Raw genomic sequence first — 25,712 nt, 5'->3', positions numbered from 1 at the left:
TGCGTTAGCGTGCCTTCAGCTTGGGTTCGGACAACGAGCCCGACAGCGTCAGAGGATTGTTGCCTGAACGCATCTTGATCTCCGAATTGAACGCCCCCGAAAGTTGACCATCCACTGCGGCATCCAAAGTGCCCGAGGCTTTCAACATGCCCGAAGTGATGCGCACGCTGCGGAAGCGAACGTGTCCATTCTCTGCCACAAAGGAGCCATTCAGTTCGTCAAAGTGTGTGCGGCCGCCGACCAGATGCTCGCGGCTCGCCAAACGCGCGGTCTCCACCATATCGATACCGCTGATGACGCCGCGTTTGGCCTCGAACGAAGCATCGACCCGCAATGTTTTCGCCAGATTCGAGAGCGTAGCTGCGCTGGCCGACACTTCACCATCGATGAAGACTTCACCCGACAAACCGTACTTTGGGAACAACTCGGCCAACTCCATCGTATTGGCCTTGATATTCGCGTCGAATTTCCAGCCTTTGCTCCAGTTCAATTTTCCGTTGCCGGACCAGATACCGCCATAGGCATGCGCATCCAGATCGGAGATATTGATCTCGCCCGCATTGATCTCGCCGCGCGCATTGAACGAACTGAACATCGCGGAAGGCAGCAGTGGCAGTGCCCCCTCACGAATACCGAAGGTCAGCTGGGTGCGGTTCGCCACGGCCTTTAGCTCCACGTTGAACTTCTCATCGTCGCTATGCAGCACCAAACGGGAGAACTCGCCCTGATCGAAATCAGCCCCCCCCTGAAGCGGAGGTACGGATATCTCGTCGGAGACGATCTTCAAGTTATGCAGCGTCACATGCTGCAGCGGGAATTGGGTATCGCTCCCCATGCCTTTGAGCCATCCGGCGACCTTGTCCAGATCCTTCCCGCTCAAGGTCGCCCCCTGCAATGCGACATCATTGATCGTCTTGCTGTCAGACAGCAGCGAGAGCAAATCGAAGTTCAGCGTCGCAGCAGCAGCAGTGAATTCACCCGCCGCACCGACCTTCACATCGACCAGTTCGATCTTGGGCATCGGCAACAAGGAAGCGCTCATACCGCCGACCTTCACCGGCTGCTTGAAACGTTCAGTCAGTCGCAGCTCCAGTGGCCCGATATATTCCTGCATAGGCCAGAACATGGGCAGCACGAATATCGCGATGCCCCCCAACACCATGAGCCCAGCCGCGATCTTGCCCAGCGGCAGAGGATTGCGACGACGGATCGTCGTCGACTTCTGCTTGGACTTGGCTTGCGCCAACGCTGCTTCCTTGGCAGCCTGCGCCGCATCCAGCTTGCTCTGTTGCTCGGCGCGTTGCTCTGCTTCGGCCCAGGCACTTTCCTGCTCGGCGGCCAGCGCCTGTTCCTCTTCCAAGGCGCGCGCTTCCTGTTCGGCTCGCAATCTTTCCGCTTCCTGCTCGGCCTTCAATCGCACCATCTCTGCAGCGATATCCTGCTTCGCCTCCGGCTCCTTCTGTTTGACTGTCTTTTCAGGCGCAGGCGCTTCCTTTTCAGGCGCTGACGATGTTGGTCGTGCCAGTTCATCAGCATCCGTACTGGAGTCCATAGCACTCAAAGCAGCCAGATCGATCTGGAATCCGGTTGATTCAACCTCTTTTTTCGTTTCGACTTGCGCCGACTGTGCAGCTTCAACTTCGGATTTTTTGCGTGCGGCAGCTGCCTCGGCTTTCGCACGGTCCGCAGCTTCACGCTCTGCTGCTATGCGCGCGGCCTCTTGTTCGGCTTTGATACGGACAGCTTCCGCCTCAGCCTTCACTCGCGCCGCTGCTTCCTGCTCGGCCTTGATCCGCGCCGCTTCCTGCTCAGCCTTGATGCGCGCCTCTGCTTCCGCCTTGGCTCTCTCAGCCGCCTCTTGTTCTTGCTTGATACGAGCGGCCTCAGCTTCTGCTTGCAGTCGCGCGGCTTCCGCCGCTTCGGCTTTGGCTCGCTCGGCAGCTTCCTGTTCTGCTTTGAGGCGGGCAGCTTCTTGTTCAGCTTTCAAACGCGCAGCTTCGGCTTCCTGACGTGCACGTTCCTCTGCAAGCGCCTTGGCTTCCGCTTTTGCCTTGGCCGCTTCCAATTCCGCCTTCAACCGTGCGGCTTCTGCTTCTTCTCTCGCTCGCGCCTCAGCTTCGGCTTTTGCCCTTGCCGCCGCCTCTTGCTCGGCTTTGATACGTGCGGCTTCCTGCTCTGCCCTGACCCGCTCTGCTTCTTGCTCAGCCTTGATGCGGGCAGCTTCTTGCTCGGCTTTGATCCGGGCCGCCTCTTGCTCGGCCCTCACTCTCGCTGCTTCGGCTTCCGCCTTGATGCGTGCAGCCTCGGCCTCATGTCTGGCGCGCTCTTCAGCCAGCGCCTTGGCTTCCGCTTCTGCTTTCGCTTTGGCTGCTTCCAATTCAGCCTTGATGCGTGCCGCCTCTTGCTCAGCTTTCAACTTTGCAGCTTCTGCTTCGGCCTTGGCCTTGGCTGCCGCTTCCAACTCTGCTTTGACACGGGCAGCCTCCTGCTCGGCACGTGCACGCACTTCTGCTTCCGCTCTGGCTCTTGCCTCCGCTTCGGCTTTTTGTTTTGCCGCTTCCTGGCTTGCTTTCAGTTTTTCCGCTTCCTGCGCTGCTTTGGCATTTGTAGCTTCGGCAGCCAAAGCCGCAGCATCAGGTGCAACGAACATGCTGGTGAAGTCCAACTCCTCTCCACCCTGATCGGCTTTGGGAGTGACGAATTTTGGCGCAACGACTTTGGGGGCGACTATCTTGGGACCGGCCTGCACTTTGGATTTGTCGCGAATCAACTCGGAGTCGATCAGACTCTGAATGATATCGGGCAGGTCACCACGCAGACTCGGCGGGGCATGCTTGACGATTTCAGCGTAAGTCGAATCACCGTCTATCAGCAGTAGCACGCGCTTCATATCTCCGGACATACCGGAGACTTCGCTTTCACCTTTGCTGGTTTTTATTAATATTGTTTTCTTATCCATGTCGCCCATTGTAGTTGGATTGGATTAGATGCACACAGCCTCGTCAAGCATCGATAATACATAAATATTTCCGCATCGATGTTGACCGAATGCCCTTCTGCCGCTAGTATAGCGCCCGCATCAAATCCCTGATAGCTCAGTCGGTAGAGCGACGGACTGTTAATCCGCAGGTCCCTGGTTCGAGTCCAGGTCGGGGAGCCAGAATATTGAAGGCCATCTTTCGGGGTGGCCTTTTCGTTTTTGGGTCGAAATCCAAAAAGTCCGCAACTCGCGACTCAAGCAGCTAGGTCGCGAAAAGATACAAATGGAGCACTACCAGTGACCAACGCACAACGCAAAGCACTCAGCCGCATGGCTGAAACGAATTCATCAAACAACGACAGGAAACCTGAGCCAACGCTCAGCAGTGCATTCTGCCCGCATGAGGCAGGCGCGTATTTCGTTGCGACGGTGGTGACTGTCGCAAGGATCATCAAGCTATTCGCCAAAAACATCGAGCCGCCCGTTTACACCTATGCCATCACCACCATTAACTTTGAACAGGATCCCGACACCGGTAAATGGATCTGGCTTGATGGTAAGGAAAAGCTATCCCCACGCAAAACCCAGGACGGTTGGCGTCTTGGTAGCAAGAAGTTATATGACACACGCGAAGGCGCAGAGGCTGAGCTTCAGCGCGTGATGGAAAAAAACGGTGACCGGGTGACCAGGGTACATGACCTGCCAGACGATATGACCAAACTGAAAAAGATCCGTAGTGCGCACCATCCGGATCGCAACAACCCCGATTCAGACCATGATCTCTATCAAGCCGTTATCGAGAAAATCGACAGGATGCGTGCGGTGAGTGCATGAACCACTCCGTAGCCTGACTGAGCAACCCACCTTTGCCCGGTGGGTTTTTTCATGGCGAAACATTGCTGCGCAGAAATACAAAAGGCCTGCATTTGTGCAGGCCTTCATATTCTGGTGGGTCGTGCGGGGATCGAACCTGCGACAAACGGATTAAGAGTCCGCTGCTCTACCAGCTGAGCTAACGACCCGGAAGAGCCGCGCATTTTAGGGACGCCCCCGAATTTGTCAAGATTTTTCCTGAAAGCAAAGCGGCGCTATACGCGGCGAGTACGCCGGACAAATTCTTCGCAAGCGACGGAACTAATTCGCCGGATGACAACCTATAGCACGCCCTTTCTGCATATTAAAGTCCGTGAATTGAATAAGGCCTTCACGCAACCTTCCTTCCCTTTGCAATAGAATCAAAAAAACAACCACGCCACACCGGAGAAGTCGAACCAATGAAGAAGCTATCCATCGCCATCCTGTTCCTGTCTCAATTCATCACCGGAGCTCATGCACAAGACATCGCATTGTCTGAAGAACAGATCAGCAAACTGGGCATCGTGACTGCGCCATTGCCAGCGCAAGCAAACGGCGACATATCAGGCCTGCCCGCGCTGGTGGTCATTCCGGGAGACCAGCTCTACACCATCAGCACTCCGTTGTCGGCGATGGTCGAACAAACTCTGGTGGGCGTGGGTGATGCTGTAAAGAAGGGACAGGTATTGGCGAGACTGCAAAGCCCGGCCTTCATTGAAGCCCAGCGCAGCCTGTTGCAGGCGCACATGCAAGACCAACTCACCACGGAGAACTTCAAGCGCGACCAGGAACTCTGGAAGGACGGCATCATCGCGGAGAGTCGTCTGCGTGCGACTCGCAGCCAGCGCAACGAGGCACATGCGATCCTGACCGAACGCCGCCAGGCATTGAAACTGTTCGGAATGTCCTCCAAAGCGATCGAGCAACTACTGTCCGGCAACGAACTGAGCAGCCAGCTTGCTATCACCTCCCCTATCGACGGCGTCATCCTGGACAAGTCTGCCAGCTCGGGCCAGCGTCTGGATGCGTCCACCCCCTTGTTCAAGGTGGCCAGACTGAGTCCGCTCGGACTTGAGATACAGGTGCCCTTGTCCAGCGCCGGGAACATCAATGTCGGTGCGGCCATCGATATTCCCGCCTATTCGGCAAGCGGCAAAGTGGCCGCTATCGGGCGCAGCCTGAGTGGTGGCAGCCAGACTATCCTGGTCCGTGCACTCATCAACAAAGGAACAGAAGGCCTCCGCCCCGGACAGTACGTGGAAGCGAGCATCACCACTGTAGGCAACAATATGAAGCAGTGGAACGTGCCGAACAGCGCATTGGCGAGATTGGGCGAGCAGGCTGTCGTATTCGTCAAGACACCCGGCGGATTCCGTGCAGAAAAGGTCTCGGTGAAGCTGGAAGGGGCGCAGCGTAGCCTGATCGACGGCGACTTCAAGGGCAATGAACTGATCGCCGTACAGGGCGTCTCGACGCTGAAATCCGGTGCACTGAACAACAGCGGAGCCGAATGATGCTGTCCAAACTGGTTGAATTCGCGCTGACCCAGCGCATGCTGGCGGCTGCCTTAACACTGCTGTTGGTCGGTGCCGGTGTATCCGCCTTCCGTGACCTGCCCATCGACGCCTTCCCGGATGTATCGACCACACAGGTCAAGATCATCATGAAGGCCCCCGGCATGACGCCGGAAGAAGTCGAGGCGCGTATCGTCGCCCCGATCGAACTGGAGATGCTGGGCATCCCCGATCAGCGCGTGCTGCGTTCCATCTCCAAATACGCCATCGCCGACATCACCATCGACTTCAATGATGGCACCGACATCTATTGGGCGCGTCAGCAGGTTGCCGAGCGATTGAACAACGCGATGCGTGACCTACCCTCCGATGTGTCGGGCGGACTGGCTCCGATCACCACCCCGCTGGGCGAGATGTTCATGTTCACCGTGGAAGGAGAAGGCGTATCGCTTGAAGAACGCCGCACCCTGCTGGACTGGACCATACGCCCCGCGCTGCGCACGCTGCCCGGCGTCGCCGATGTCAACTCGCTGGGGGGGCTGGCGCGCAGTTTCGAGGTCGTGCCCGACCATAACGCGCTGTCGGCGCGCGGAATTTCCTTTGCCGAACTGCAAGCAGCGATCCAGGCCAACAATCGCAACGACGGTGCCGGACGCATCAACGACGGCGACGAGTCGTTGCTGGTGCGTGCTGAGGGCAGCATCCGCAGCCTGCAGGATGTGCGCGACATCGTGATTGTCGGCACGAACGGTAATCTGGTTCGCGTCAGCGACGTGGCACAGGTCCGTATCGGCAGTTTGACCCGCTACGGCACAGTCACCAAGGATGGCAAAGGCGAAGCCGTCGAAGGGTTGGTGCTCGGCTTGCGTGGTGCCAATGCGCAAAAGGTCGTGAACGGCGTGCGCGCCAAGCTGGCCGAGATCGCCCCCACCCTGCCCGCAGGTGTGACGACGAAAGTGTTCTATGACCGGGGTAGCCTGGTCGAGCGCGCGGTCGGCACCGTCTCCAAAGCTTTGGGGGAAGCCATCATCCTGGTGGTCATCCTGTTGGTACTGTTCCTGGGTAACCTGCGCGCCGCACTGGTGGTCGCGCTCACCCTGCCGCTGGCGGTATTGTTCACCTTCATCCTGATGGGTGAGTTCGGCATGTCGGCCAACCTGATGTCACTGGGCGGGCTCGCTATCGCCATCGGTATGCTGGTCGATGCAGCAGTGGTGGTCATGGAGAACATCATCAATCACCTCGCGCATCGCCGTGCACACATCCCGCACCTGCATGTGATCTACCGCGCAGTGAAGGAAGTCATCACCCCGGTCGCGGCCGGGGTCGCCATCATCATTATCGTGTTCCTGCCGCTGATGACATTGCAGGGGCTGGAAGGCAAACTGTTCATCCCAGTCGCGGTCACCATTGTGTTCGCACTGTTCGGTTCGCTACTTCTGTCGCTGACCTTCGTGCCCATGCTGGCTTCCTTCCTGCTCAAGACTGCCAGCCACGAAGAGCCCTGGCTGGTCCGCAAGGCGATGGCTATCTATGTGCCGCTATTGCGGCGCGCGCTGGAGAAAGAACATATCGTCATCATCAGCGCGGTTTCCCTGTTGCTGGTGACCGCAGGCATATATATGTTACTGGGCAAGACCTTCATGCCGGAGATGGACGAAGGCGACATCATCATGCAGACCTCCAAGCTGCCTTCCATCAACATCGAGCAGACGGCGGAGCTGGACAAACGCATCCAGACTGCCATCCTGGCACAGGTACCGGAAGTGCAAGGCATCGTTTCGCGTGCCGGTGCGGACGAGTTGGGGCTGGATCCCATGGGGCTGAACGAGACCGATAACTTCCTCGTACTCAAACCTCAGAAGGAATGGCGCAACAGCGACAAGAACGCCATCATCGACGACATCCGCAAAGTGATGGAGAACTTCCCGGGCATCGAATATGGCTTCACGCAACCCATCGCCATGCGCGTATCGGAGATGCTGACCGGCGCACGCGGCGACGTCGCCATCAAACTGTTCGGCACCGACCTTGCCACCTTGAACGACCGCGCGGAGCAGATCGTCAAAGTGCTGGAAGGCATCCACGGCAGCGAGGATGTGTACACCGTACAGAACAGCGGTGTGCAGTATTACCGCGTCATCATCGACCGTCTGGCGGCCGGGCGCATGGGACTGAACGTGGACGACATCGGCACGGCCTTGCGCAGCCAGATAGAAGGCCAGCAACTGGGCACGGTCATCGAGGACGGTCGCCGCACGCCGCTGATCATGCGCGGCATGGCCGAGATCCGCCAATCCCCGGCTCTGCTTGCTGCCATCAAACTTCCTTTACCCAACGGACAAGCAGTCCCTCTTTCCGTCGTGGCCAAACTGGAAAGAGCAGACGGTCCGGTCAAAGTGGATCGTCAGGACGGCCAGCGCATGGTGGTCATCCAGAGCAATGTACGCGGGCGCGATCTGGTCGGCTTCGTGGAAGAAGCAAAAGCGGCGGTTGCCACACAAGTGAATCTGCCCTCCGGCTATCGCCTGACCTGGGGCGGCCAGTTCGAGAACCAGCAGCGCGCAGCAGCACGACTCGCCGTGGTCATCCCGGTCGCACTAGGCATGATCTTCATGCTGCTGTTCGCCACCTTCGGCTCGGTACGTCAGGCTGCGCTGGTGTTGACCAACATCCCGTTCGCATTGATCGGCGGCGTGTTCGCGCTGTGGATCAGCGGCGAATATCTATCCGTCCCCGCCTCGGTCGGCTTCATCGCGCTGCTGGGTATCGCGGTGCTGAATGGTGTGGTGATGGTGTCCTACTTCAACCAGTTGCACGATGAAGGACTGTCGCTGGCCGATGTGGTGTTTGAAGGAGCCAAGCGCCGTCTGCGTCCGGTGCTGATGACCGCCAGCATCACGGCCTTCGGCCTGTTGCCGGTGCTGTTCGCCACCGGTCCCGGTTCTGAGATCCAGAAACCGCTGGCCATCGTGGTCACCGGCGGTTTGATCAGCTCGACCTTGTTGACGCTGATCATGCTACCCATCCTGTATCGCCGTTTCGGCCTGGAAAAACCCGAGGTGCAAGCATGAAAGAAATGAATTGTTGTTTGACGCTGGTCTGCCACAAATCGCAGGAAGAGCGATTGGTGGATCAACTGCTCTCCCATCCGGACTGGGTGCGCGGCTTCTCCATCAAACACATCGAAGGCGGCAGCCAGAAGGAGAAACTGCCCAGCATGCTGGAGCAGGTGCGCGGCCGTTCCCAGCGTATACAGTTCGATTCGGTGATGAATCTTGAAGATGCAAGATTATTGATCGCCCATCTGAAGCAGGCCGAGCCCAATAACGAGATCGCCTATTGGCTTGTGCCGGTGCTGGATTTCGGGAGGCTAGCATGAGATCCCTGAGCAAAGCACTTGCCGTTTCATATCTCTGTCTGACCGCATCGTTCAGCTACGCAGAGACCGATCTCCCCCCGCATACGCAAGTGGACCGCGCACTGGACGAACACATCCTCGTACTCAATGCCCAGGCCGGCATGCAGATCGAACAGAGCGAGCAGCGCAAGCGCAACACGGGCGAATATGAATTCACCCTGCACGGTGCAACGTACCGCGACCGCCTGCTGGAAGGCAACGTCCAGAATGACTACCGCGACTGGGAGATCGCCATCGAGCGCCCGCTGCGTCTGCCCAACAAGATGTGGATAGACAGCGACATCGGTGCGGCCGCCCTCGCACGCGGACAACATGCTCTGGGTGATGCGCGCCATGAAGCATCGCGTCAGCTGCTTCGCCTATGGTTCGCCTGGCAGCGCGAACAGGCACAGGTCATGCAGTGGCAAGGGCAACTGGACATCCTGCATCAGCAGGCAGTGATCACAGAAAAACGCATCAAGGCCGGCGATGCGCCGCGCATGGAGTTGAACCAGGTCAACGCTGCCGCCGCGATGTCCGAAGTTTCACTGCGACAGGCCAAGCTGCGTGCGGCGCTCGCTGCCGACGAATTGAAACGTCAGTTCCCCGCCCTGCCCTTGCCCGAGACTCCGGCTCTGGTGGAACCACAAGCCATAACCCAGACCCTGACTTACTGGCATGACATCATGCTGGACCACAATCACGAGATCGGTCTGGCCATGGCAGAAGCCGACTTCCAGCGCGGACTGGCCGAGCGCGCCAGTGCCGACCGTTTGCCCGACCCGACACTGGGCCTGAAGTACACCTCGCTTCTCGACCGCAAGCAACGCGTCGCCGGTGTGTATGTGTCGATCCCGCTTGGCTATAGCGCCCGCTCGGCCAATGCCGACAGCGCCCAAGCGCAGGCCCGAATCGCGGCAGACCAGGCACTGGCACTGCAACGCAAAGTGGAGGGAGACATTTACCACGCCTACACCCATGCAGTCAGCAGCTACGAGATCTGGCAGCAAGCAGCCGCTGCCGCCAACGCCTTGCGCCACAACGCCGATCTGGTCGCCCGTGCCTACAGTCTGGGTGAAAGCAGCCTGGATACGACACTGATCTCCCGGCGTCAGGCGCTGGAAGCGACACTGGCCGAGACACTGGCGCGGTTGGATGCCAATGAATCACGTTATCGCCTTTTGCTGGATGCACATAGCTTGTGGACCAGTGATGGCGACGAGCACAGCCCGCATTGAGGCGCATCTCACCTGACATCGCTCGACAGATTCCTGCAGTGCTGACTTAAGGTAGAATCGCCCGCAGAACAATTCCGCCGGTTCATTTGATTCAGTTATGCGCAAGAGAATCCCAGTACAAAACGTCAGGATCGGCATGTTCATCCACGAGCTGTGCGGCAGCTGGATGGAACACCCGTTCTGGCGCAAGTCATTCCTGCTCGATACCGATGCGGATCTGCACACACTGCGCACCTGCGGCATCCAGGAAGTATGGATCGATCCGGCACGCGGTCTGGATGTCGAAGGCGACGTCGTGGCCGTATCGGATGAAGAAGCCGAGCGCGAGATCGCGGCCGAACTGGATCGCATCACCAAGGGCAAACCCCAGACCGAAGCCCGCGTCTCCCTGCATGACGAACTGATACGCGCTCGCCAACTGCAAGCCAAGAGCAAAGCTGCTGTCACCTCGATGTTCCAGGAAGCCCGCATGGGCAACGCCATCAAGGTCGGCGAGGCTGCGCCGCTGGTGGACGAGATCAGCAAATCCATCACGCGCAATCCGGAAGCCTTCCTCAATCTTGCGCGGCTCAAGACCAAGGACGATTACACCTATATGCATTCGGTGGCGGTGTGCGCGCTGATGATCGCATTGGGCAAACAGTTGGGACTTGAAGGCAACGACCTGAAAGAGGCCGGACTTGCTGGGCTGTTACATGATGTCGGCAAGATGATGATAGACGAGGATGTATTGAACAAGCCGGGCAAGCTGACCGACGAGGAGTTCAACATCGTCAAGGATCACCCTCGCAAAGGATGGGAGCTCCTGCAGGGCTCCAGCGACATCACCGCGACCGCGCTGGACGTATGCCTGCACCACCATGAGCGCATGGACGGCAAAGGTTATCCGGATAAATTGGCCGGCGAGCAGATCTCCCTGTTCGCGAAGATGGGCGCTGTCTGTGACGTATACGACGCCCTTACCTCCAACCGCTGTTACAAGAACGGCTGGGAGCCGGCCGAGACCATCCGCAAGATGGCGGAATGGCGCAATGGACATTTCGACGAGCGCGTGTTCCAGGCCTTCGTCAAGACCATCGGCATCTACCCTTCCGGCACGCTAGTAAGGCTCAAGTCAGGAAGACTGGCTATAGTCATGGAACAGACAGAGAAAAGCCTGCTCACACCCATCGTCAAGGTCTTCTTTTCGACCAAGTCCAACGAACCGATCATGCCTGAAATGCTAGACTTGGGACGTTCGCAGGAAAGTATCGTCAACGCAGAAGACCCGGCAAAGTGGGGCTTTGACCTGAAACAGATCACCGGCATATAGCAAACAACATCAAGGGAGAAACAAATGTCCAACATCCAGTCCGTGTTGCATGAGAACCGTGTATTCAATCCATCCGACGCTTTCGTCAAACAGGCGAATGTTTCAGGCATGGAGGCTTACAAGGCGATGTGCGCCGAGGCCGAGAAGGACTACGCGGGTTTTTGGGCCAAGCTGGCGCGCGACACCATCGAATGGCATAAACCTTTCACCAAGACGCTGGATGAAAGCAAAGCGCCGTTCTACAAATGGTTCGAAGACGGCGAGCTGAACGTCTCCTATAACTGCCTCGATCGCAATCTCGCAACCAACGCCAACAAGACCGCGATCATCTTCGAAGCCGACGACGGCAAGGTCACCAACGTCAGCTACAAGGAGTTGCATGGCCGCGTCTGCCAGTTCGCCAACGGCCTGAAGTCGCGCGGCATCAAGAAGGGCGACCGCGTCATCATCTACATGCCGATGAGCGTGGAAGCCGTGGTCGCCATGCAAGCCTGCGCGCGTATCGGCGCCATCCACTCCGTGGTGTTCGGCGGCTTCTCTTCCAAGAGCCTGCATGAGCGCATAACCGATGCACAGGCGGTCGCGGTGATCACCGCCGACGGGCAATACCGAGGCGGCAAAGCCATGGCACTGAAGCCAGCCGTGGACGAGGCACTCACGCTGGGCGGTTGCGAAGCGGTACACACCGTCATCGTCTATCGCCGTACCGGCGCCGACATCGAACTCGACGAGGATCGCGAAGTCTGGTGGCACGACCTGTTCAACAGCCAGTCCTCCGTATGCGAACCGGAATGGGTGGGTGCAGAGCATCCGCTGTTCCTGCTCTACACCTCCGGCTCTACCGGCAAGCCCAAGGGCGTGCAGCACTCTACCGGCGGTTACCTGCTGGGTGCGATGGTTTCGCTGAAATGGGTGTTCGACTATAAAGACTCCGACGTGTTCTGGTGCACGGCCGACGTGGGCTGGATCACCGGCCACAGCTATGTCGCCTACGGCCCGCTGGCCATGGGCGCGACCCAGGTCATCTTCGAAGGCGTGCCTACATTTCCGGACGCCGGCCGTTTCTGGAAAATGATCCAGGACCACAAGGTCACCACCTTCTACACCGCACCGACCGCCATCCGCTCGCTCATCAAGCTGGGCGGCGACCTGCCGAAGAAATACGACCTGTCCAGCCTGCGCCTGCTCGGCACCGTGGGCGAGCCGATCAACCCCGAAGCCTGGATGTGGTACTACGAGACCGTGGGCCAGAGCCGCTGCCCCATCGTGGACACCTGGTGGCAGACCGAGACCGGCTGCCACATGATCGCCCCGCTGCCCGGCGCGATGCCGATCAAGCCCGGCACCTGCACCCTGCCGCTGCCCGGCATCATGGCCACCATCGTCAACGAGGCCGGCGACGAAGTGCACGACGAACACGGCGGCTTCCTAGTCATCAAGAAACCGTTCCCGTCGCAGATCCGCACTATCTGGGGCGATCCGGAGCGCTACAAGAAGAGCTACTTCCCTGAAGAGATGAAGGGTGCCTATCTGGCGGGAGACTCCGCCCACCGCGATGGTGATGGCTATTTCTGGATCATGGGTCGTATCGACGATGTGCTGAACGTATCGGGCCACCGCCTCGGCACCATGGAGATCGAATCCGCGCTGGTCTCCAATCCGCTGGTGGCGGAAGCAGCCGTGGTCGGCAAGCCGCACGAAGTGAAGGGCGAATCCGTGGTGGCCTTCGTGGTGCTCAAGGGCTCGCGTCCGGCTGATGCCGCCACTGCCAAAAAGCTGGTGGAAGACCTGCGCAACTGGGTCGGCAAAGAGATCGGCCCCATCGCCAAGCCGGACGAGATCCGTTTCGGCGAGAACCTGCCCAAGACCCGCTCCGGCAAGATCATGCGTCGCCTGCTGCGTGCCATCGCCAAAGGCGAAGAGATCACCCAGGATGTCTCGACGTTAGAGAATCCGGCCATCCTTGAGCAACTCAAAGAAGTCATCAAGTGATATCGAAAGATGGCCGGTACACAACCGGCCATCTTTTCTCGCCAGTTGAAGCAAGCGGGGCCAGCCCGCAAATGTTGTATCGTTGCCCTATTCCTGATTGACGCACCCCATGCCCTCCGCTACCATCGACTCACCTCGAAATTCAAAGAAAGCCGCGCGTGCAACTTAGCAAGCTGTTCTTATTTTTACTGCTGGCTCCCCTCTCCTTCGCTCAAGCAGCGGAAGTCACAAATCCCTCTACAAATCCCGCTGTCCAACTGGCTCTTGCTGCCGAAACCGATCTCGCATTGCCTGCAACGGCTACAGACTTGACCCAGCCACCGGCGCCGATACGCGAAGCGCTCATTGTCGCGCCGGAATACATCCTCGAGGATCTCGATCAGGCGATAGCAGCAACATTTGAAGCAACCTATCCGGCGCTCTCAGCCCTGCCCGATGAAGATGTCTGGCAGCGTATCCGCAGCGGTTTTGCCATGAAGCCCTTGAACAGCCGTCTCATCAAGCGACACGAGCAGTGGTATGCCAGCCACCCTGAGTATGTACTGCGCATGAGCGAGCGAGCGAATCGCTATCTGTTCTACATCGTGGAAGAGGTCGAGCGCCGCGGCATGCCGTCCGAGATCGCACTGCTGCCGATAATCGAAAGCGCCTTCAATCCCGGCGCAAATTCTGTCGCCAGCGCTTCCGGTATCTGGCAGTTCATTCCCTCCACCGGCAAGCATTTCGGCATGGAACAGAACTGGTGGTACGACGGTCGCCGCGACATCATCGGCGCGACAAACGGTGCCCTCGATTATCTGGAGAAACTGCACAAGCAGTTCGGCGACTGGGAACTGGCGCTGGCCGCCTACAACTGGGGCGAAGGCGCAGTGGCCCGCGCACAGGCAGCCAACCGCCGTCGCGGCAAACCCACCGGCTATTCACACCTGAGGATGCCGCGCGAGACACAGAACTATGTGCCCAAGCTGCTCGCGGTCAAGAACATCGTCAGTGACCCGGCTCGTTACGGCCTGACTCTGCATGCCATACCCAACAAACCCTACTTTGCGGCAGTGACGCCGTCCAAACCGATGGACGTGAAGATCGCTGCAAAACTGGCCGATGTATCGCTCGACGAATTCCTTGCACTGAACCCCGGACATAATCGCCCGGTGATCTTGCAGGATCAGGCCGAGGTTTTGCTGCTGCCTGTTGATAAGGTCACGGTGTTTCGCACCAATCTGGAAAACAACGACCAGCGCCTGGTCTCGTGGCGCGCCTATGAATCTGAAAAAGGCGAAGCGTTCGCCGACATTGCCGACAATTTCGACATGACACTCGATCAATTGCGCAAGGCGAACGGACTGTCCAGATATGCCACGTTGAGCAACGGCCAGACCCTGCTGGTCACGGCCAAAGAGGAAGTAAACGAGAGTGAGTTCACCCCGTTCAACATGCACGCCACTGCCGTGCAGGAGATGTCCGGGTTCAGGTATGTGGTTCGCAAAGGCGATACCATCTCGGGCATCGCGCGCAAGTTCGGCATCAGCCAGCGCAGCCTGATCGCCATGAACAACGGTCGCAGCTTCCTGCGCGTCGGTCAAAAATTCACCATTCTGCCAAGCAGTATCCGCAGCGCCTCGGCGCGCAAGTCCGGCAAGGCGAGAAAAGCGGCTAAACTCGGAAATTCAAAACAAAAAGTAATCAGCTATCGGCGCTGATTCGCCTCACCTGCCGGCAACCATCTGTTTGCCAAACTACGGAACACACCCAGTCCCCTCCATAGTCCGAAGGAAGTACGCGCCATACGCCACAACTCGCGGCGACGTCTGACGAGCGCTGCGGTCAATACACCGGATATCAATGTTTGGTGACGAAAGAATCGGAACACCGAGATCCCCATGTCCGCCAGATGGAAAACGCCCTGCCAGCGCTCGCCGAACGACGCGAGCTGACCACGCTGATCGGCGATCAGACTCCGCAATTCAGCGCGACGCAGACGTATCTCCAGCAGACGATTATTCATCATGCGGCTCCAGTTCAAGCCGATCTCTGCGAATTTCTGCCAGACTGGCCGAAAACAACACCGGGGGCTGACGCAACAGACGTCGCAGCGCGTATGCACAAAAACCCGACATCACAAAGAACGATAGCGAAAGTATGGAGATTGCCAGCAAGGGATGGTCGTGCCAGAACGCGGCAACGATGAAGATGGCGAACAACACCACCGCCATGCAAACGAAGAACACGGCAAGCAAGGCCAGCATCAGCACGCGCACCAAGCGCATGCGTTCCTCTTCCCACTCGTTCGCCAGTAACTCCAGCCTGGTTGAAACGATACCGAGCGACGTGCTCAGCAGGCGTTTCAACGAGGCATACAATCCGCCCGTTTCCGACATGGATCAGCGGCTACGACCGATCAGCATGCCAAGCAGCAAACCGACACCTGCAGCCACACCGACTGCCTGCCATGGATTGTGGTGCACGTATTCATCTGTCGCTTTCGCCGCGACTTTGGTGCGTTCCACCATCGCATGCTCGGCTTCTTCCAGTCGGGCCTTGGCCACAGCCAGATTCGCTTTCGCTCTTTCGCGCAGGGAGGCCGCTTTCTCTCCGGCCTGATCGGCTGTCGCTCTCAGCAATTCCTCGGCATCGGCCACCACTGCACGCATGTCATTTGCCAGTTTGTCCTTGCTGATGTCGTAACTTGAATTCACCGCTTTCGTGCTCATGATTCGCTCCTCAAGATTGATTGAAAGGGAATAACACTCAATGTCAGACACTGCTTTATCACTCCGACATCACAGCTTCTTTTTAAGCCCGCATCACGCGATTGTCAATTCAAATTGGCACTAAAGGATACAGATGGCAGCACACACCGTGGGTAGACGCCCCTGCATGCGTCATATCCGGAAACGTTCTCGCGCACACAGGCATGGCCTGCGGGCAGCGCGGTGCGAAATGGCATCCCACGGGAGGATTGGCTGGGGATGGCAATTCGCCTTCCAGCCTTACATATTCTTTCCCCGCCCCGTCGATGCGCGGCACTGCGGAGAGCAAGGCCTGCGTGTAAGGATGCTTGGGCGCACGCATCACCTCTGCCGTCGTGCCGCGCTCGACGATGCGTCCCAGATACATCACACAAACCTCGTGCGCGAGATATTCCACCACCGCCAGATTGTGCGTGATGAACAGATAGCTCAATCCCATCTCATCCTGCAAAGACTTCAGCAGATTCAAAATCTGCGCTTGCACCGACACATCCAGCGCGGAGGTCGGTTCATCACAGATCAGCAGCTTGGGCGAGACCGCCAGCGCGCGCGCGATCGCGATGCGCTGACGCTGCCCGCCGGAGAACTCGTGCGGATAGCGCCACTTGCTGTCGCGCGCCAACCCGACCTTGTCCAACAGCACATCGATATGCGCTTGCCGCGAATTGCCGTCGTTGCCGATATGCAGCGCCGCCATGCCTTCTTCCAGTATCTCCGCCACGCGCATCTTGGGATTGAGCGACGCATAGGGATCCTGGAACACCATCTGCATCCTGTTGCGGAGTGCCTCGCCTGCAAGCAACTCGCCCCCGAAACGTACGCTTCCAGCCGTGGGAGGATGCAATCTCAACAAGGCCTTGCCCAGCGTCGTCTTGCCGCAGCCGGATTCGCCCACCAGCGCCAGCGTGCGGCCCTGCGGAATGGCAAGCGACACACCATCAACCGCCTTCACCTGCCCCACCGTGCGTTGCAAGATGCCTTTGCAGATAGGGAAATGGACTTTCAGGTCTTCGACCTGCAACAAAGGGTTCAGGAATCTGGAATCTGGATTCTGGGAATCCACCCTCTCCTCCCCGGCATCCAGAAAAGGGGAACTTGGACCTGAATCTTGGATCCCGAATCCAGGATCCCGATAAAGATGGCACCTCACCTCGCGCCCGTCGTCAACTGCAAGTAGTTCCGGCGTCTGTTCACGGCACAGTTCCCACGCCCGGTCGCAGCGCGGCGCGAAACGGCAGCCCTGTGGGATGCTGCCCAGCGGCGGCACACTGCCGGGGATGGCGCTCAATGGCTGGCCGCTGTGCCGCGCATCCGGCAGCGCGGCAAACAATCTTTGCGTGTAGGGATGCAAGGGCTCGGCGAACAATCGCTCGCGCGTTGCCTGCTCCACAATCTGTCCCGCATACATCACGCCGACGCGATGCGCGTTCTCCGCCACCACGCCCAGGTCATGGGTGATCAGCAGCATCGCCATACCGCTCTTCTGCTGAGTCTCGCGCAGCAACTGCAACACCTGCGCCTGTATAGTCACATCCAGTGCGGTGGTGGGCTCATCGGCGACCAGTAGCTCAGGCTCGCCGGCCAGCGCCATCGCGATCATCACACGCTGTTTCATGCCACCCGACATCTGAAACGGATATTCATGCACACGGCGCCCAGCATCGGGGATGCCGACCTGTGTCAGCAGGTCGATACTGCGAACATTGGCGGTCTCACCCGACATACCTTGGTGCAGTGCCAATACTTCGGCGATCTGCTCCCCCACGGTCATCACCGGATTCAGGCTCAAGCCCGGCTCCTGGAAGATCATCGCCATGCGCCCGCCGCGCACATCGCGCATCTCGCGCTCGGTCAACGCATGCAGCGCCGTCTCGCCCAATTGCATGCGGCCGCCGCAGTACGCCACGCCGTCTGGCAACAAGCGCAGCAGCGACAGCGCCGTCATGGACTTGCCGCAACCCGATTCGCCCAGCAAGGCGAAGGTCTCGCCCGCCGCAATGTCGAACGAGACACCATCCACGATGGCTGTACCGTCGTGCAGCTTCGTTAGCAATCCATCGACGTTGAGCAGCTTGCTCATGCCCCGCCCTCCGTCCGGTTCAATCTCGGATCGAAAGCATCGCGCACCGCATCGGCAAGCAGATTGGCCGCCAGCACCAGCACCAGCATGAACACGAAGGCGGACGCCAGCGCCCACCACACCACGGGTTCGCGCCCCATCTCCAAACGTGCGCCATTGATCATGGTGCCGAACGAGATCATGGAGGGATCGACACCAACGCCGACATAGGACAGCACCGCTTCGGCCAGCACCAGCGCGGAGAAATCCATCACCAGCGCGATGAGGATGATGTGCATCACGTTGGGCATGATGTGGCGCGACAGGATACGCATGGATGACACACCGAACGCCTGCGCCGCCTGGATGTATTCCATCTCGCGCAGTTTTAGCGTCTCGCCACGCAGCAAGCGGCACAGACCGGTCCAGCTGGTCAGACCGAGGATCAGGCAGAGCGCGACCAGCCGCAGGTCGGCGCGCGCGGCCGATGTCTCGAACCACTCGGGATGCGTGTCAATGGTCACCTGCATGATCAGCACCGCCGCTGCGATCAACAGCACACTGGGAATGGAACTCAGCACGGTGTAGACATACTGGATGACATCGTCCACCCAGCCCCTGAAATAGCCCGCCGCCACGCCGAGGAACAAGGCCAGCGGCAGCGTCACCAGCGTGGTCAGCGTGCCGATGATGAGGCCAGTGCGTATGCTCTTCAGCGACAGATACAGCACATCCTGCCCCACCTTGTCGGTGCCCAGCACGTGGTAGACAACGGCAAGGCTCACCAGTGCACCGATGAACGCGGTCAGCGCTACCAACGTCAGCTGCACGGCGCGTTGTTTCAGATGGCGCCGCAACGACCAAGCCAACAACAGCCCGACCAGCGCTCCAGCCAGCAGCCCCGAGACAGCCCGCTGCGCCACATCCGCCGCACGCTGCGAGGCATCAGCCAGATGCGCGCCGCCGTATTGCAGCCTCGGATAGTCGCGCACCACATTGCCCTGTGCATCGTTCATGCTTTCCTTGGCATACAGATGCAGGGCGAATGGCGCGGAATAGGTCTTTTCAGTATGCGTGCGTAAAGGACCGACCAGTTTGTCGAACACGCTCAGCACCTCGGGTGAGTACACCTTCTCGCCGCTGCCAGCCTGCGGCAAAGCAACACGGTAGTGCAAGGTATCCAGCAGGCCAATGACGAGAAAACACGACAGCACCAGCATCGACACCATTGCCACACTGCTGCACGCCACCCGTTGCCACGGCAAGCGCAGATGCGGACGTTTGCGCACATAGACGGTCGCCGCGATGATCGCGCTTATCAGCAGGAACACCAGCGCATCGCTCCACAGGATGACGGGGATAAATGTCATTGCAAGCGCACCCTCGGATCGACCACCGTATAGGAGATGTCGGTCAATATCAGCCCCGCGATGTAAAGCACCGAGCCGAGGAACACCATGGCGCGCACCACGGAAAAATCCTGCGCGTTGATGGCGTCTATGGTGTAACTGCCCAAGCCGGGGATGCCGAAGAACGATTCGGTGAGCAGGCTGCCCATGAACAGCAGCGGAATCACCACCACCACACCGGTGAGGATTGGGATCATGGCGTTCTTCAGCACATGCGTGAACAGCACACGCAACTCGGACAAGCCTTTGGCGCGCGCGGTACGCACGTAGTCCTTGCCGATCTCTTCGAGGAAGATGGTGCGATACCAGCGACTGCTCGAACCGACGCCGCCGACCACGCCGATGAGGATGGGCAACACCACGAACTTGAAACTGTCCGCACCGCCCGCATAGCCGGAGATCGGCACCAGATGCCATAGCTTGCTCACCAGGAACTGTCCGCCGATGATGTAGAACAGGCCGGAGATGGACATCAGCAATACGCATAGCGCCACGCCCGCCATGTCCAGCGCGGTGGCGCGGAACAGCGTCATCAGCAGCGCGAAGCTGACATACACCACCAGCCCGATAAGAAAGGTCGGCAGCGCGATGGCCAGACTGGGCCCCATGCGCGTGGCGATCTCGCGGCTGATGCTGCGGCCATCATCAGAGTAACCAAAGTCGAACACGAACATGCTGGCAGACTTCTGCCAGAAGATGGTATCGGTGAAAGTGCCGGCGCTGTCTGCAGCCGTATTGAAGAACAGCGGCTTGTCATAGCCGCGCTGCTGTTTCCACCTGTCGATGGCTTCCGGTGTCACGCGTTTGATGCCTAGCTGCATGCGCGCCATATCGTCCGGCGTGTTGACCACGAAGAACAGCGCGAAGGTGAGCAGATTCACCCCGATCAGTATGGGAATGGCATACAGGATGCGGCGGATGAGATAGGCGATCATGAGTGGCCGCTATTGTACGGGAACAGCCGATTGCCAAACCAGTGGAGTGGGCAGAAAATGAAGCCAACCCAACACATCATTCTGGAGAAGGTCATGCAAATCGAAGTCTGGTCGGATGTGATCTGCCCCTGGTGCTACGTCGGCAAACGCAAGCTGGAGATCGCCCTCTCGAAATTCCCGCACTGGGAGAACGTGCAGGTGGTCTGGCGTAGTTTCGAACTGGATCCCACTGCACCGCGCAATCCGAGCGGCAGGCTGAACGAGATGCTGGCAGCAAAGTACAGCGTCACCCTGCAGGAAGCAGAAGCCATGAACGCGCGGGTGACCGAAGCCGCCAAAGAAGTCGGCCTTGAATATCATCTGGAAAGCGCCCGCCCCGGCAACACCTTCGACGCCCACCGCCTGCTGCATTACGCCGCTTCGCGCCAGCTGGACGATGTCGCCTCTGAACGGCTGATGCGCGGCTACTTCTCGGAGTCCCTGCCGGTCGGCGACATCGATGCACTGGCCAAGCTCGCCCCGGAGTTCGGCATCACGGAACAGGAAGCACGCGCGGTACTGGAGAGCGATGACTATGCGGAAGCAGTGCGTGCCGATCAGGCGCGCGCCGCCGACTTCGGCATCACCGGCGTGCCCTGCTTCGTCATCGATGAGCGCATCGTGATCGCGGGTGCACAACCGGTCGAGGTATTTGCCGACACCCTGCGTCAGGCCTGGCAAGAGTCATCGACCTGATCACTTTCTCCGCAGAAGCGGATCTGCACCGTCTCGCGATAACAGTCACTCGTACCATTCCGGGAACTGCTGTTTCAGGCGTTCCAGCTTGGGACGGTCGTGGTAATAGATGTAAGGATGACGCGGATGCCGCGTAGCGAAATCCTGGTGATAGTCCTCGGCCGGATAGAACGCGGGCAGTGTTTCGAGCCGTGTCACGATCCTTTGCGGATAGACGCGCGCCGCCTCCAGTTGGCGGATGTAGGCCTGTGCGATGCGCTGTTGACCGGCATCCGTCGTGAAGATCGCGGAGCGGTACTGTGGACCGGTATCCGGCCCCTGCCGGTCGAGCTGGGTCGGGTCGTGCGCGACCGAGAAGAATATCTTCAGCAACTGGCCGTAGCTGACCCGGGAAGGATCGTAGACCACCTGTACCGATTCAGCATGGCCGGTGCTGCCGCGACTCACCGCATCGTATCGCGCCGAGTCCGCCGTGCCGCCCGCGTATCCTGAAGTGGCGGAGACCACACCTTTCACATGCTGGAACACCAGCTCCACGCCCCAGAAACATCCGCCCGAGAACACCGCCGTCTGCTGCGCCGACTTCACCGCGAGCGGTGCATCGACATCCGGGGCCGGCAATGTGGTGAGCTGACCTTCGGCCCATGCCGCAGCATTCATCAGCATGGACAGGATGAGAATGGAAAAGTAACGCATGATGACCTCCTTGCTATCTTTGCCTCATGAACCGAAGGTGAAGGCGTATATCTCCAACCCCGGCTGTTCCGCTTCGACTTCCAGCACGCCGCGCCCGATGCGGTCCTGATCGACCAGCTCGTACAAGGTATTGCGGCGCACGCTCAACTTCCCTGCGGGCGCATCCTTGCCTGCCGCCGCGCCCACCGCCTTCCCATTCAAACTGACAGTGATGTCGATCGGCTTGCCGCTGGCCGTGCCCAGCACCAGGAAAACCTTGCGCGCATTGAAGTCCAGCCGCAGCTTTGCGCCCGCTGCAATGGATTCACTGCGTTCCGGCCCGATCCGCCAATCGCCTCCCAGCGCCCAATGGTCATCCCGCAACTTCGCAGGGAAGCTGTAATGTTTCGTCGCATCCGATGCCACGCTCTCCGGACTCGCGAAGTTGCGCCCCCGCGCATAGCCCAGATAAGTCTCCGGTGTCTGCATCGCAGAGAATTTTGGCGCTTCTTCTGAAGTCTGCGCAGCCTTCTCGTCCAGCCCCAGCAGGTAGCGGATGTTGTTCTCCGTCACCCCATACTGCCCTTCGCCGAAATGGGTGTAGACCACCCTGCCCTCGCGGTCGATCAGGTAATGCGCAGGCCAGTAGCGGTTGTCGAAATTGCTCCAGGTGTCGAGCATGTTGTCCTGCGCCACGGGATAGCCGATGCCGTGTTCCGCGATAGCAGCCTGCACATTGGCGGTCTTCTTCTCGAACTCGAACTCGGGCGAATGCACGCCGACGATGACCAGCCCCTGATCGCGATACTTGCGATCCCAACGGGTGAGGTAAGGCAGCGTGCGCACGCAGTTGATGCAGGAGTAGGTCCAGAAATCTACCAGCACCACCTTGCCTTTCAGGCCGGCCATAGTCAGCGGTTCAGAATTGAGCCAGTTGTCGATACCGGCGAATTCGGGCGCGGCATAAGGTTCTTCCAGCCCATGCTCCAACTTCAATTCGCCCTGTGCAATGTCAGTACGTTCGGACGGCATGAACAGCGTCTCGATGTTGGCGCCAGAAGCGATATAAGCCACAGATGCCAGAATCAGTACACCGAAACCGCGCCGCACCGCTTGCGCATGACGGGTGAGGAAGCCCAGCTTGCTCATCAGCCTGCGCCCGGTCAGGGCGATGACGAGCATCGGGATACCGGCGCCGATACCGAACGACAGAATCACCAGATTGCCGGCGAGGTCGCTCTGCTGGCGGATCACCTGCACCAGCACCGCCGCCAGGATGGGCCCGGCACACGGCGTCCACACCAGCCCGATCAGCGCGCCGATGCCGATGCCGCTGAGCAGGCCGTCGCCGCGTGTCGCGGCCAGACTGTTGCCGAGGTTCGCCGCGCCCTGCGTCAGCTTGCTGAAACTGTCGGACAGCTTCTCCGATAACAGCACCAAGCCGAACAGCGCCAGCAGCACCAGTGAAACGTCGCGCACCACGTCGAGATCGATGCCCAGCAGCGCCACCAGCTCGCGCGCCGCGACAGCAAACAGGCTGAACGCGAGCACGAAGCCGATGATGATGCCGTACGGCCGGCGCTTGCCGCCGTCCACCGATGCGGCCAACACCAGGGGCAGCACCGGCAATATGCACGGCGATATGATGAGCGCCAGCCCTTCCAGAAATGCGAGACCGATGTCGAGCATGTCCATAATCAACCCTTATCCGGCACGAACTTCAACACCGCGCCGTTGTTGCAATAGCGCAAGCCGGTCGGCTTTGGTCCGTCCTCGAACACGTGGCCGTGATGGCCGCCACAGCGCGAACAGTGATATTCGGTGCGCGGATAGATCAACTTGTAGTCCGTAGTGGTCTCAACCGCGCCCGGCAGCACATCATAAAAACTGGGCCAGCCGGTGCCGCTATCGAACTTGAAGCGCGACGGGAACAGCGGCTGATCGCAACCGATGCAATGGAACATGCCGCTGCGCTTCTCCTTGTCGAGCGGACTGGTAAAGGCGCGCTCGGTGCCCGCCTGGCGCAGGATGTCGTATTGCTGCGGTGTCAGCCGTTGCTTCCATTCCGCGTCGCTCAGAACCAGTCTGTCACCGCGTTGTGCCGCGAACGCGCTGCGCCCGAGACCGGGTAGCAACATCAGGCCTGCACCGCCTGCTGCCAGTGTGATGAATGTGCGTCTATCCATGGTGCCACCTCTATCCGTTAATTCATGTACCTATCCGGTCGTGACCCGTGCCACGACCGGCACTCACGTTCACTGCATGCGTTGCATCGTACCGTGTTCCATCTTGTCTTCTTTCATCATCGCTTCCTGCTTCATCTTCTTTTCCTTGTCCTTCTTCATCTTCAGCGCCTTCTTTTCCTTCGCAGTCAGTTTTTTCTTTTCCATCTTGTCCTGTTTCATCATCTTGTCGTCATGGCGCTCCATGCGCATGGCCCCCTGTTCCATGGCCATGTCCGACTTCTTCATCTCCATTGCGCCATGGCCCTTCTCCTCCATGGCCAGCGCCGAGCCGCCTGCAACAGACATGCACATGGCGAGCAACATCGAGTGGATCGTTTTCATTTGAATCTCCTTTTCGTTTGATAAGCGGGTGGTATCCTCATACACAAAAGCGCATTGCCGCCCCGTGCACCCCTTGATTCGGAACAGGCGCAAAAATGGTTACATCCCATGAAGGAACACACGACCGAACTTGAACCACTGATGCGCGCGTCGCTGCAAGGCGACAAGCAGGCCTATGCCGATCTGCTGCGCGAGTCCGCGCGCCTGTTGCGACCTTTCCTGTCCAGACGCTTGCGCTTCGAGCATGAAGTGGACGACGTGCTGCAGGAGATCCTCATCTCTCTGCACAAGGCACGCCACACCTACGACGGCCAGCGCCCCTTCAAGCCCTGGTTATATGCCATCGCCCGTTTCAGGCTACAGGACCACCTGCGTATGCACTACGCCGACCACCTGCGCCATGCCGAAGATATCGCCGATCTGGAAAATATCCTGCACGACGATGTAACCGAAACCGCCATCAGCTACGAATCCATCAGCGGGGAGATCGAAAGACTCCCGGAGAAGCAGGCCACCATCCTGCGCCTGATGCACCAGCAGGGCTACACCGCGAAAGAGACGGCGCAGCAGATGGGCATGAACGAATCGGCGGTGAAGGTCGCCGCCCACCGCGCCTACAAGGTATTGAGACAAAGACTGGAACAAAAATGAAAGACATCGAACAACTGGTGGCGCAACTGAGCAGCGAGGCATCGCCGATCCGCCCCGCGCCTGCACCGCTGCAACTGAGCCTAAGATTAGCCGGTGCCGCATTCATCTACCTGCTGCTCGCGCTGGCCGCCTCCGGCCTGCGTTCCGATCTGGCCCATGCACTGCAAAACCCCTGGTTCGCCGCCGAGTTGCTGCTGTTGCTGCTGATCCTGCTCGGCACGCTGTTGAGCGCTGCCCTGCTCGCCTTCCCCGACCTGCACCAGAAGCGCGCCCTTGCCTATACCCCGCTGGCGCTGTTCACCCTGTTCATCCTGCTGCTGTTCTTCGCCTGGCACGCCGACACCCCACCCGCCCCCTTCCCCGTGCACAGCTTCGAATGCACGCTGGACATCACCTTCATCTCGCTAATCCCCGCTGCGCTGGCGTTCTTCGTCCTGCGCGGTTACGCCAGCACCCATCCGCGTTGGGCAGGCAGCTTCGCCCTGCTGGCCGCATTCAGCGTCGGCGCGATCTGGTTGAGATTGTACGAAGTGAACGACTCGATCCTGCACGTGGTGCAGTGGCATTACCTGCCGATGATCGGGGTGGGATTGACCGGATGGACGCTGGGAGCGCGATTACTGAAGTGGTGAAACTATGC

At 59.2% G+C, this 25,712-nt stretch carries 22 protein-coding genes and 2 tRNA genes; 12 read left to right on the top strand and 12 right to left on the bottom strand.

Features of this window, described 5'->3' with window-relative positions:
- Positions 1-4: 4 nt before the first annotated feature.
- Positions 5-2,959, bottom strand: coding sequence for an AsmA family protein (locus tag ACYCZ5_RS02635; RefSeq protein WP_461543211.1), 2,955 nt, complete (start codon positions 2,957-2,959; stop codon positions 5-7).
- Between the two features lie 125 nt (positions 2,960-3,084).
- Between ACYCZ5_RS02635 and ACYCZ5_RS02630 the strand changes: the two genes are divergently transcribed.
- Positions 3,085-3,160 (top strand) — tRNA-Asn (locus ACYCZ5_RS02630).
- Between the two features lie 117 nt (positions 3,161-3,277).
- Positions 3,278-3,814, top strand: a complete 537-nt coding sequence (locus ACYCZ5_RS02625; RefSeq protein WP_461543210.1) for a hypothetical protein — start codon at positions 3,278-3,280, stop codon at positions 3,812-3,814.
- A gap of 112 nt (positions 3,815-3,926) precedes the next feature.
- On the opposite strand, the gene ACYCZ5_RS02620 is transcribed toward ACYCZ5_RS02625, so the two are convergent.
- Positions 3,927-4,002 (bottom strand) — tRNA-Lys (locus tag ACYCZ5_RS02620).
- A gap of 252 nt (positions 4,003-4,254) precedes the next feature.
- Here ACYCZ5_RS02620 and ACYCZ5_RS02615 point away from each other — a divergent pair.
- The 7 genes from ACYCZ5_RS02615 to ACYCZ5_RS02585 all read left to right on the top strand — a co-directional run bounded on the left by ACYCZ5_RS02615 (position 4,255) and on the right by ACYCZ5_RS02585 (position 14,991).
- Positions 4,255-5,349 carry an efflux RND transporter periplasmic adaptor subunit gene (locus tag ACYCZ5_RS02615; protein ID WP_461543209.1) on the top strand — a complete coding sequence of 365 codons (1,095 nt, stop codon included), beginning with the start codon at positions 4,255-4,257 and terminating at the stop codon, positions 5,347-5,349.
- On the top strand, positions 5,349-8,423 hold the full coding sequence (locus tag ACYCZ5_RS02610; RefSeq protein ID WP_461543357.1) for an efflux RND transporter permease subunit: 3,075 nt from the start codon (positions 5,349-5,351) through the stop codon (positions 8,421-8,423). Before ACYCZ5_RS02615 ends, ACYCZ5_RS02610 begins: the two co-directional genes overlap by 1 nt.
- Positions 8,420-8,731, top strand: coding sequence for a DUF3240 family protein (locus ACYCZ5_RS02605; protein WP_461543208.1), 312 nt, complete (start codon positions 8,420-8,422; stop codon positions 8,729-8,731). The genes ACYCZ5_RS02610 and ACYCZ5_RS02605 overlap by 4 nt, the downstream gene beginning before the upstream one ends.
- Positions 8,728-9,987 (top strand): TolC family protein, encoded by a 1,260-nt coding sequence (locus ACYCZ5_RS02600; RefSeq protein WP_461543207.1) that lies wholly within the window; start codon positions 8,728-8,730, stop codon positions 9,985-9,987. The genes ACYCZ5_RS02605 and ACYCZ5_RS02600 overlap by 4 nt, the downstream gene beginning before the upstream one ends.
- A gap of 97 nt (positions 9,988-10,084) precedes the next feature.
- The gene (locus tag ACYCZ5_RS02595) at positions 10,085-11,299 is read left to right on the top strand and encodes an HD-GYP domain-containing protein (RefSeq protein ID WP_461543206.1); all 1,215 of its coding nucleotides are present in this window, start codon (positions 10,085-10,087) and stop codon (positions 11,297-11,299) included.
- Between the two features lie 24 nt (positions 11,300-11,323).
- Positions 11,324-13,291, top strand: coding sequence for an acetate--CoA ligase (gene acs / locus ACYCZ5_RS02590; RefSeq protein WP_461543205.1), 1,968 nt, complete (start codon positions 11,324-11,326; stop codon positions 13,289-13,291).
- 308 nt (positions 13,292-13,599) lie between these two features.
- Positions 13,600-14,991, top strand: a complete 1,392-nt coding sequence (locus ACYCZ5_RS02585; protein ID WP_461543204.1) for a transglycosylase SLT domain-containing protein — start codon at positions 13,600-13,602, stop codon at positions 14,989-14,991.
- On the opposite strand, the gene ACYCZ5_RS02580 is transcribed toward ACYCZ5_RS02585, so the two are convergent.
- From ACYCZ5_RS02580 to ACYCZ5_RS02555, 6 genes are all read right to left on the bottom strand, one after another.
- Positions 14,979-15,299, bottom strand: a complete 321-nt coding sequence (locus ACYCZ5_RS02580) for a YqjK family protein (RefSeq protein ID WP_461543203.1) — start codon at positions 15,297-15,299, stop codon at positions 14,979-14,981. The two genes, ACYCZ5_RS02585 and ACYCZ5_RS02580, sit on opposite strands and share 13 nt — an antisense overlap.
- Positions 15,289-15,669 carry a phage holin family protein gene (locus tag ACYCZ5_RS02575; protein WP_461543202.1) on the bottom strand — a complete coding sequence of 127 codons (381 nt, stop codon included), beginning with the start codon at positions 15,667-15,669 and terminating at the stop codon, positions 15,289-15,291. The genes ACYCZ5_RS02580 and ACYCZ5_RS02575 overlap by 11 nt, the downstream gene beginning before the upstream one ends.
- A gap of 3 nt (positions 15,670-15,672) precedes the next feature.
- Positions 15,673-16,002 (bottom strand): ElaB/YgaM/YqjD family protein, encoded by a 330-nt coding sequence (locus ACYCZ5_RS02570; protein ID WP_461543201.1) that lies wholly within the window; start codon positions 16,000-16,002, stop codon positions 15,673-15,675.
- A 109-nt stretch (positions 16,003-16,111) separates the two neighbouring features.
- Entirely contained in the window at positions 16,112-18,121 is a 2,010-nt protein-coding gene (locus tag ACYCZ5_RS02565; RefSeq protein ID WP_461543200.1) for an ABC transporter ATP-binding protein, read from the bottom strand.
- Complete coding sequence (locus ACYCZ5_RS02560) at positions 18,118-19,470, bottom strand: ABC transporter permease (protein ID WP_461543199.1); 1,353 nt, start codon at positions 19,468-19,470, stop codon at positions 18,118-18,120. The genes ACYCZ5_RS02565 and ACYCZ5_RS02560 overlap by 4 nt, the downstream gene beginning before the upstream one ends.
- Positions 19,467-20,444 (bottom strand): ABC transporter permease, encoded by a 978-nt coding sequence (locus ACYCZ5_RS02555; RefSeq protein ID WP_461543198.1) that lies wholly within the window; start codon positions 20,442-20,444, stop codon positions 19,467-19,469. The genes ACYCZ5_RS02560 and ACYCZ5_RS02555 overlap by 4 nt, the downstream gene beginning before the upstream one ends.
- Before the next feature lie 57 nt (positions 20,445-20,501).
- On the opposite strand from ACYCZ5_RS02555, the gene ACYCZ5_RS02550 reads away from it, so the two are divergent.
- Positions 20,502-21,179 carry a DsbA family oxidoreductase gene (locus ACYCZ5_RS02550; protein WP_461543197.1) on the top strand — a complete coding sequence of 226 codons (678 nt, stop codon included), beginning with the start codon at positions 20,502-20,504 and terminating at the stop codon, positions 21,177-21,179.
- Positions 21,180-21,224: 45 nt separating this feature from the next.
- On the opposite strand, the gene msrA is transcribed toward ACYCZ5_RS02550, so the two are convergent.
- The 4 genes from msrA to ACYCZ5_RS02530 all read right to left on the bottom strand — a co-directional run bounded on the left by msrA (position 21,225) and on the right by ACYCZ5_RS02530 (position 24,421).
- Positions 21,225-21,875, bottom strand: a complete 651-nt coding sequence (gene msrA / locus ACYCZ5_RS02545; protein WP_461543196.1) for a peptide-methionine (S)-S-oxide reductase MsrA — start codon at positions 21,873-21,875, stop codon at positions 21,225-21,227.
- 24 nt (positions 21,876-21,899) lie between these two features.
- Entirely contained in the window at positions 21,900-23,549 is a 1,650-nt protein-coding gene (locus tag ACYCZ5_RS02540) for a cytochrome c biogenesis protein DipZ (RefSeq protein WP_461543195.1), read from the bottom strand.
- A 2-nt stretch (positions 23,550-23,551) separates the two neighbouring features.
- On the bottom strand, positions 23,552-24,040 hold the full coding sequence (msrB, locus tag ACYCZ5_RS02535) for a peptide-methionine (R)-S-oxide reductase MsrB (protein ID WP_461543194.1): 489 nt from the start codon (positions 24,038-24,040) through the stop codon (positions 23,552-23,554).
- 69 nt (positions 24,041-24,109) lie between these two features.
- Entirely contained in the window at positions 24,110-24,421 is a 312-nt protein-coding gene (locus tag ACYCZ5_RS02530) for a hypothetical protein (RefSeq protein ID WP_461543193.1), read from the bottom strand.
- A 108-nt stretch (positions 24,422-24,529) separates the two neighbouring features.
- Here ACYCZ5_RS02530 and ACYCZ5_RS02525 point away from each other — a divergent pair, with 108 nt between their 5' ends.
- Positions 24,530-25,072: a sigma-70 family RNA polymerase sigma factor gene (locus ACYCZ5_RS02525; RefSeq protein ID WP_461543192.1), complete on the top strand. Its 543-nt coding sequence runs from the start codon at positions 24,530-24,532 to the stop codon at positions 25,070-25,072.
- On the top strand, positions 25,069-25,704 hold the full coding sequence (locus ACYCZ5_RS02520) for a DUF1109 domain-containing protein (RefSeq protein ID WP_461543191.1): 636 nt from the start codon (positions 25,069-25,071) through the stop codon (positions 25,702-25,704). The genes ACYCZ5_RS02525 and ACYCZ5_RS02520 overlap by 4 nt, the downstream gene beginning before the upstream one ends.
- Positions 25,705-25,712: the final 8 nt, after the last annotated feature.

Source organism: Sideroxydans sp. (assembly GCF_054604835.1).
Note: the sequence above shows the minus strand (reverse complement) of the source record. Positions and strands in the feature narration are given on the sequence as shown.

What these genes read in the sequence shown, in the direction of transcription:
- ACYCZ5_RS02635 (WP_461543211.1), bottom strand. Translation starts at nt 2,959, where the DNA reads ATGGATAAGAAAACAATATTAATAAAAACCAGCAAAGGTGAAAGCGAA.
- ACYCZ5_RS02615 (WP_461543209.1), top strand. Translation starts at nt 4,255, where the DNA reads ATGAAGAAGCTATCCATCGCCATCCTGTTCCTGTCTCAATTCATCACC.
- ACYCZ5_RS02610 (WP_461543357.1), top strand. Translation starts at nt 5,349, where the DNA reads ATGCTGTCCAAACTGGTTGAATTCGCGCTGACCCAGCGCATGCTGGCG.
- ACYCZ5_RS02605 (WP_461543208.1), top strand. Translation starts at nt 8,420, where the DNA reads ATGAAAGAAATGAATTGTTGTTTGACGCTGGTCTGCCACAAATCGCAG.
- ACYCZ5_RS02600 (WP_461543207.1), top strand. Translation starts at nt 8,728, where the DNA reads ATGAGATCCCTGAGCAAAGCACTTGCCGTTTCATATCTCTGTCTGACC.
- ACYCZ5_RS02595 (WP_461543206.1), top strand. Translation starts at nt 10,085, where the DNA reads ATGCGCAAGAGAATCCCAGTACAAAACGTCAGGATCGGCATGTTCATC.
- acs (WP_461543205.1), top strand. Translation starts at nt 11,324, where the DNA reads ATGTCCAACATCCAGTCCGTGTTGCATGAGAACCGTGTATTCAATCCA.
- ACYCZ5_RS02580 (WP_461543203.1), bottom strand. Translation starts at nt 15,299, where the DNA reads ATGATGAATAATCGTCTGCTGGAGATACGTCTGCGTCGCGCTGAATTG.
- ACYCZ5_RS02575 (WP_461543202.1), bottom strand. Translation starts at nt 15,669, where the DNA reads ATGTCGGAAACGGGCGGATTGTATGCCTCGTTGAAACGCCTGCTGAGC.
- ACYCZ5_RS02570 (WP_461543201.1), bottom strand. Translation starts at nt 16,002, where the DNA reads ATGAGCACGAAAGCGGTGAATTCAAGTTACGACATCAGCAAGGACAAA.
- ACYCZ5_RS02565 (WP_461543200.1), bottom strand. Translation starts at nt 18,121, where the DNA reads ATGAGCAAGCTGCTCAACGTCGATGGATTGCTAACGAAGCTGCACGAC.
- ACYCZ5_RS02560 (WP_461543199.1), bottom strand. Translation starts at nt 19,470, where the DNA reads ATGACATTTATCCCCGTCATCCTGTGGAGCGATGCGCTGGTGTTCCTG.
- ACYCZ5_RS02555 (WP_461543198.1), bottom strand. Translation starts at nt 20,444, where the DNA reads ATGATCGCCTATCTCATCCGCCGCATCCTGTATGCCATTCCCATACTG.
- ACYCZ5_RS02550 (WP_461543197.1), top strand. Translation starts at nt 20,502, where the DNA reads ATGAAGCCAACCCAACACATCATTCTGGAGAAGGTCATGCAAATCGAA.
- msrA (WP_461543196.1), bottom strand. Translation starts at nt 21,875, where the DNA reads ATGCGTTACTTTTCCATTCTCATCCTGTCCATGCTGATGAATGCTGCG.
- ACYCZ5_RS02540 (WP_461543195.1), bottom strand. Translation starts at nt 23,549, where the DNA reads ATGGACATGCTCGACATCGGTCTCGCATTTCTGGAAGGGCTGGCGCTC.
- msrB (WP_461543194.1), bottom strand. Translation starts at nt 24,040, where the DNA reads ATGGATAGACGCACATTCATCACACTGGCAGCAGGCGGTGCAGGCCTG.
- ACYCZ5_RS02530 (WP_461543193.1), bottom strand. Translation starts at nt 24,421, where the DNA reads ATGAAAACGATCCACTCGATGTTGCTCGCCATGTGCATGTCTGTTGCA.
- ACYCZ5_RS02525 (WP_461543192.1), top strand. Translation starts at nt 24,530, where the DNA reads ATGAAGGAACACACGACCGAACTTGAACCACTGATGCGCGCGTCGCTG.
- ACYCZ5_RS02520 (WP_461543191.1), top strand. Translation starts at nt 25,069, where the DNA reads ATGAAAGACATCGAACAACTGGTGGCGCAACTGAGCAGCGAGGCATCG.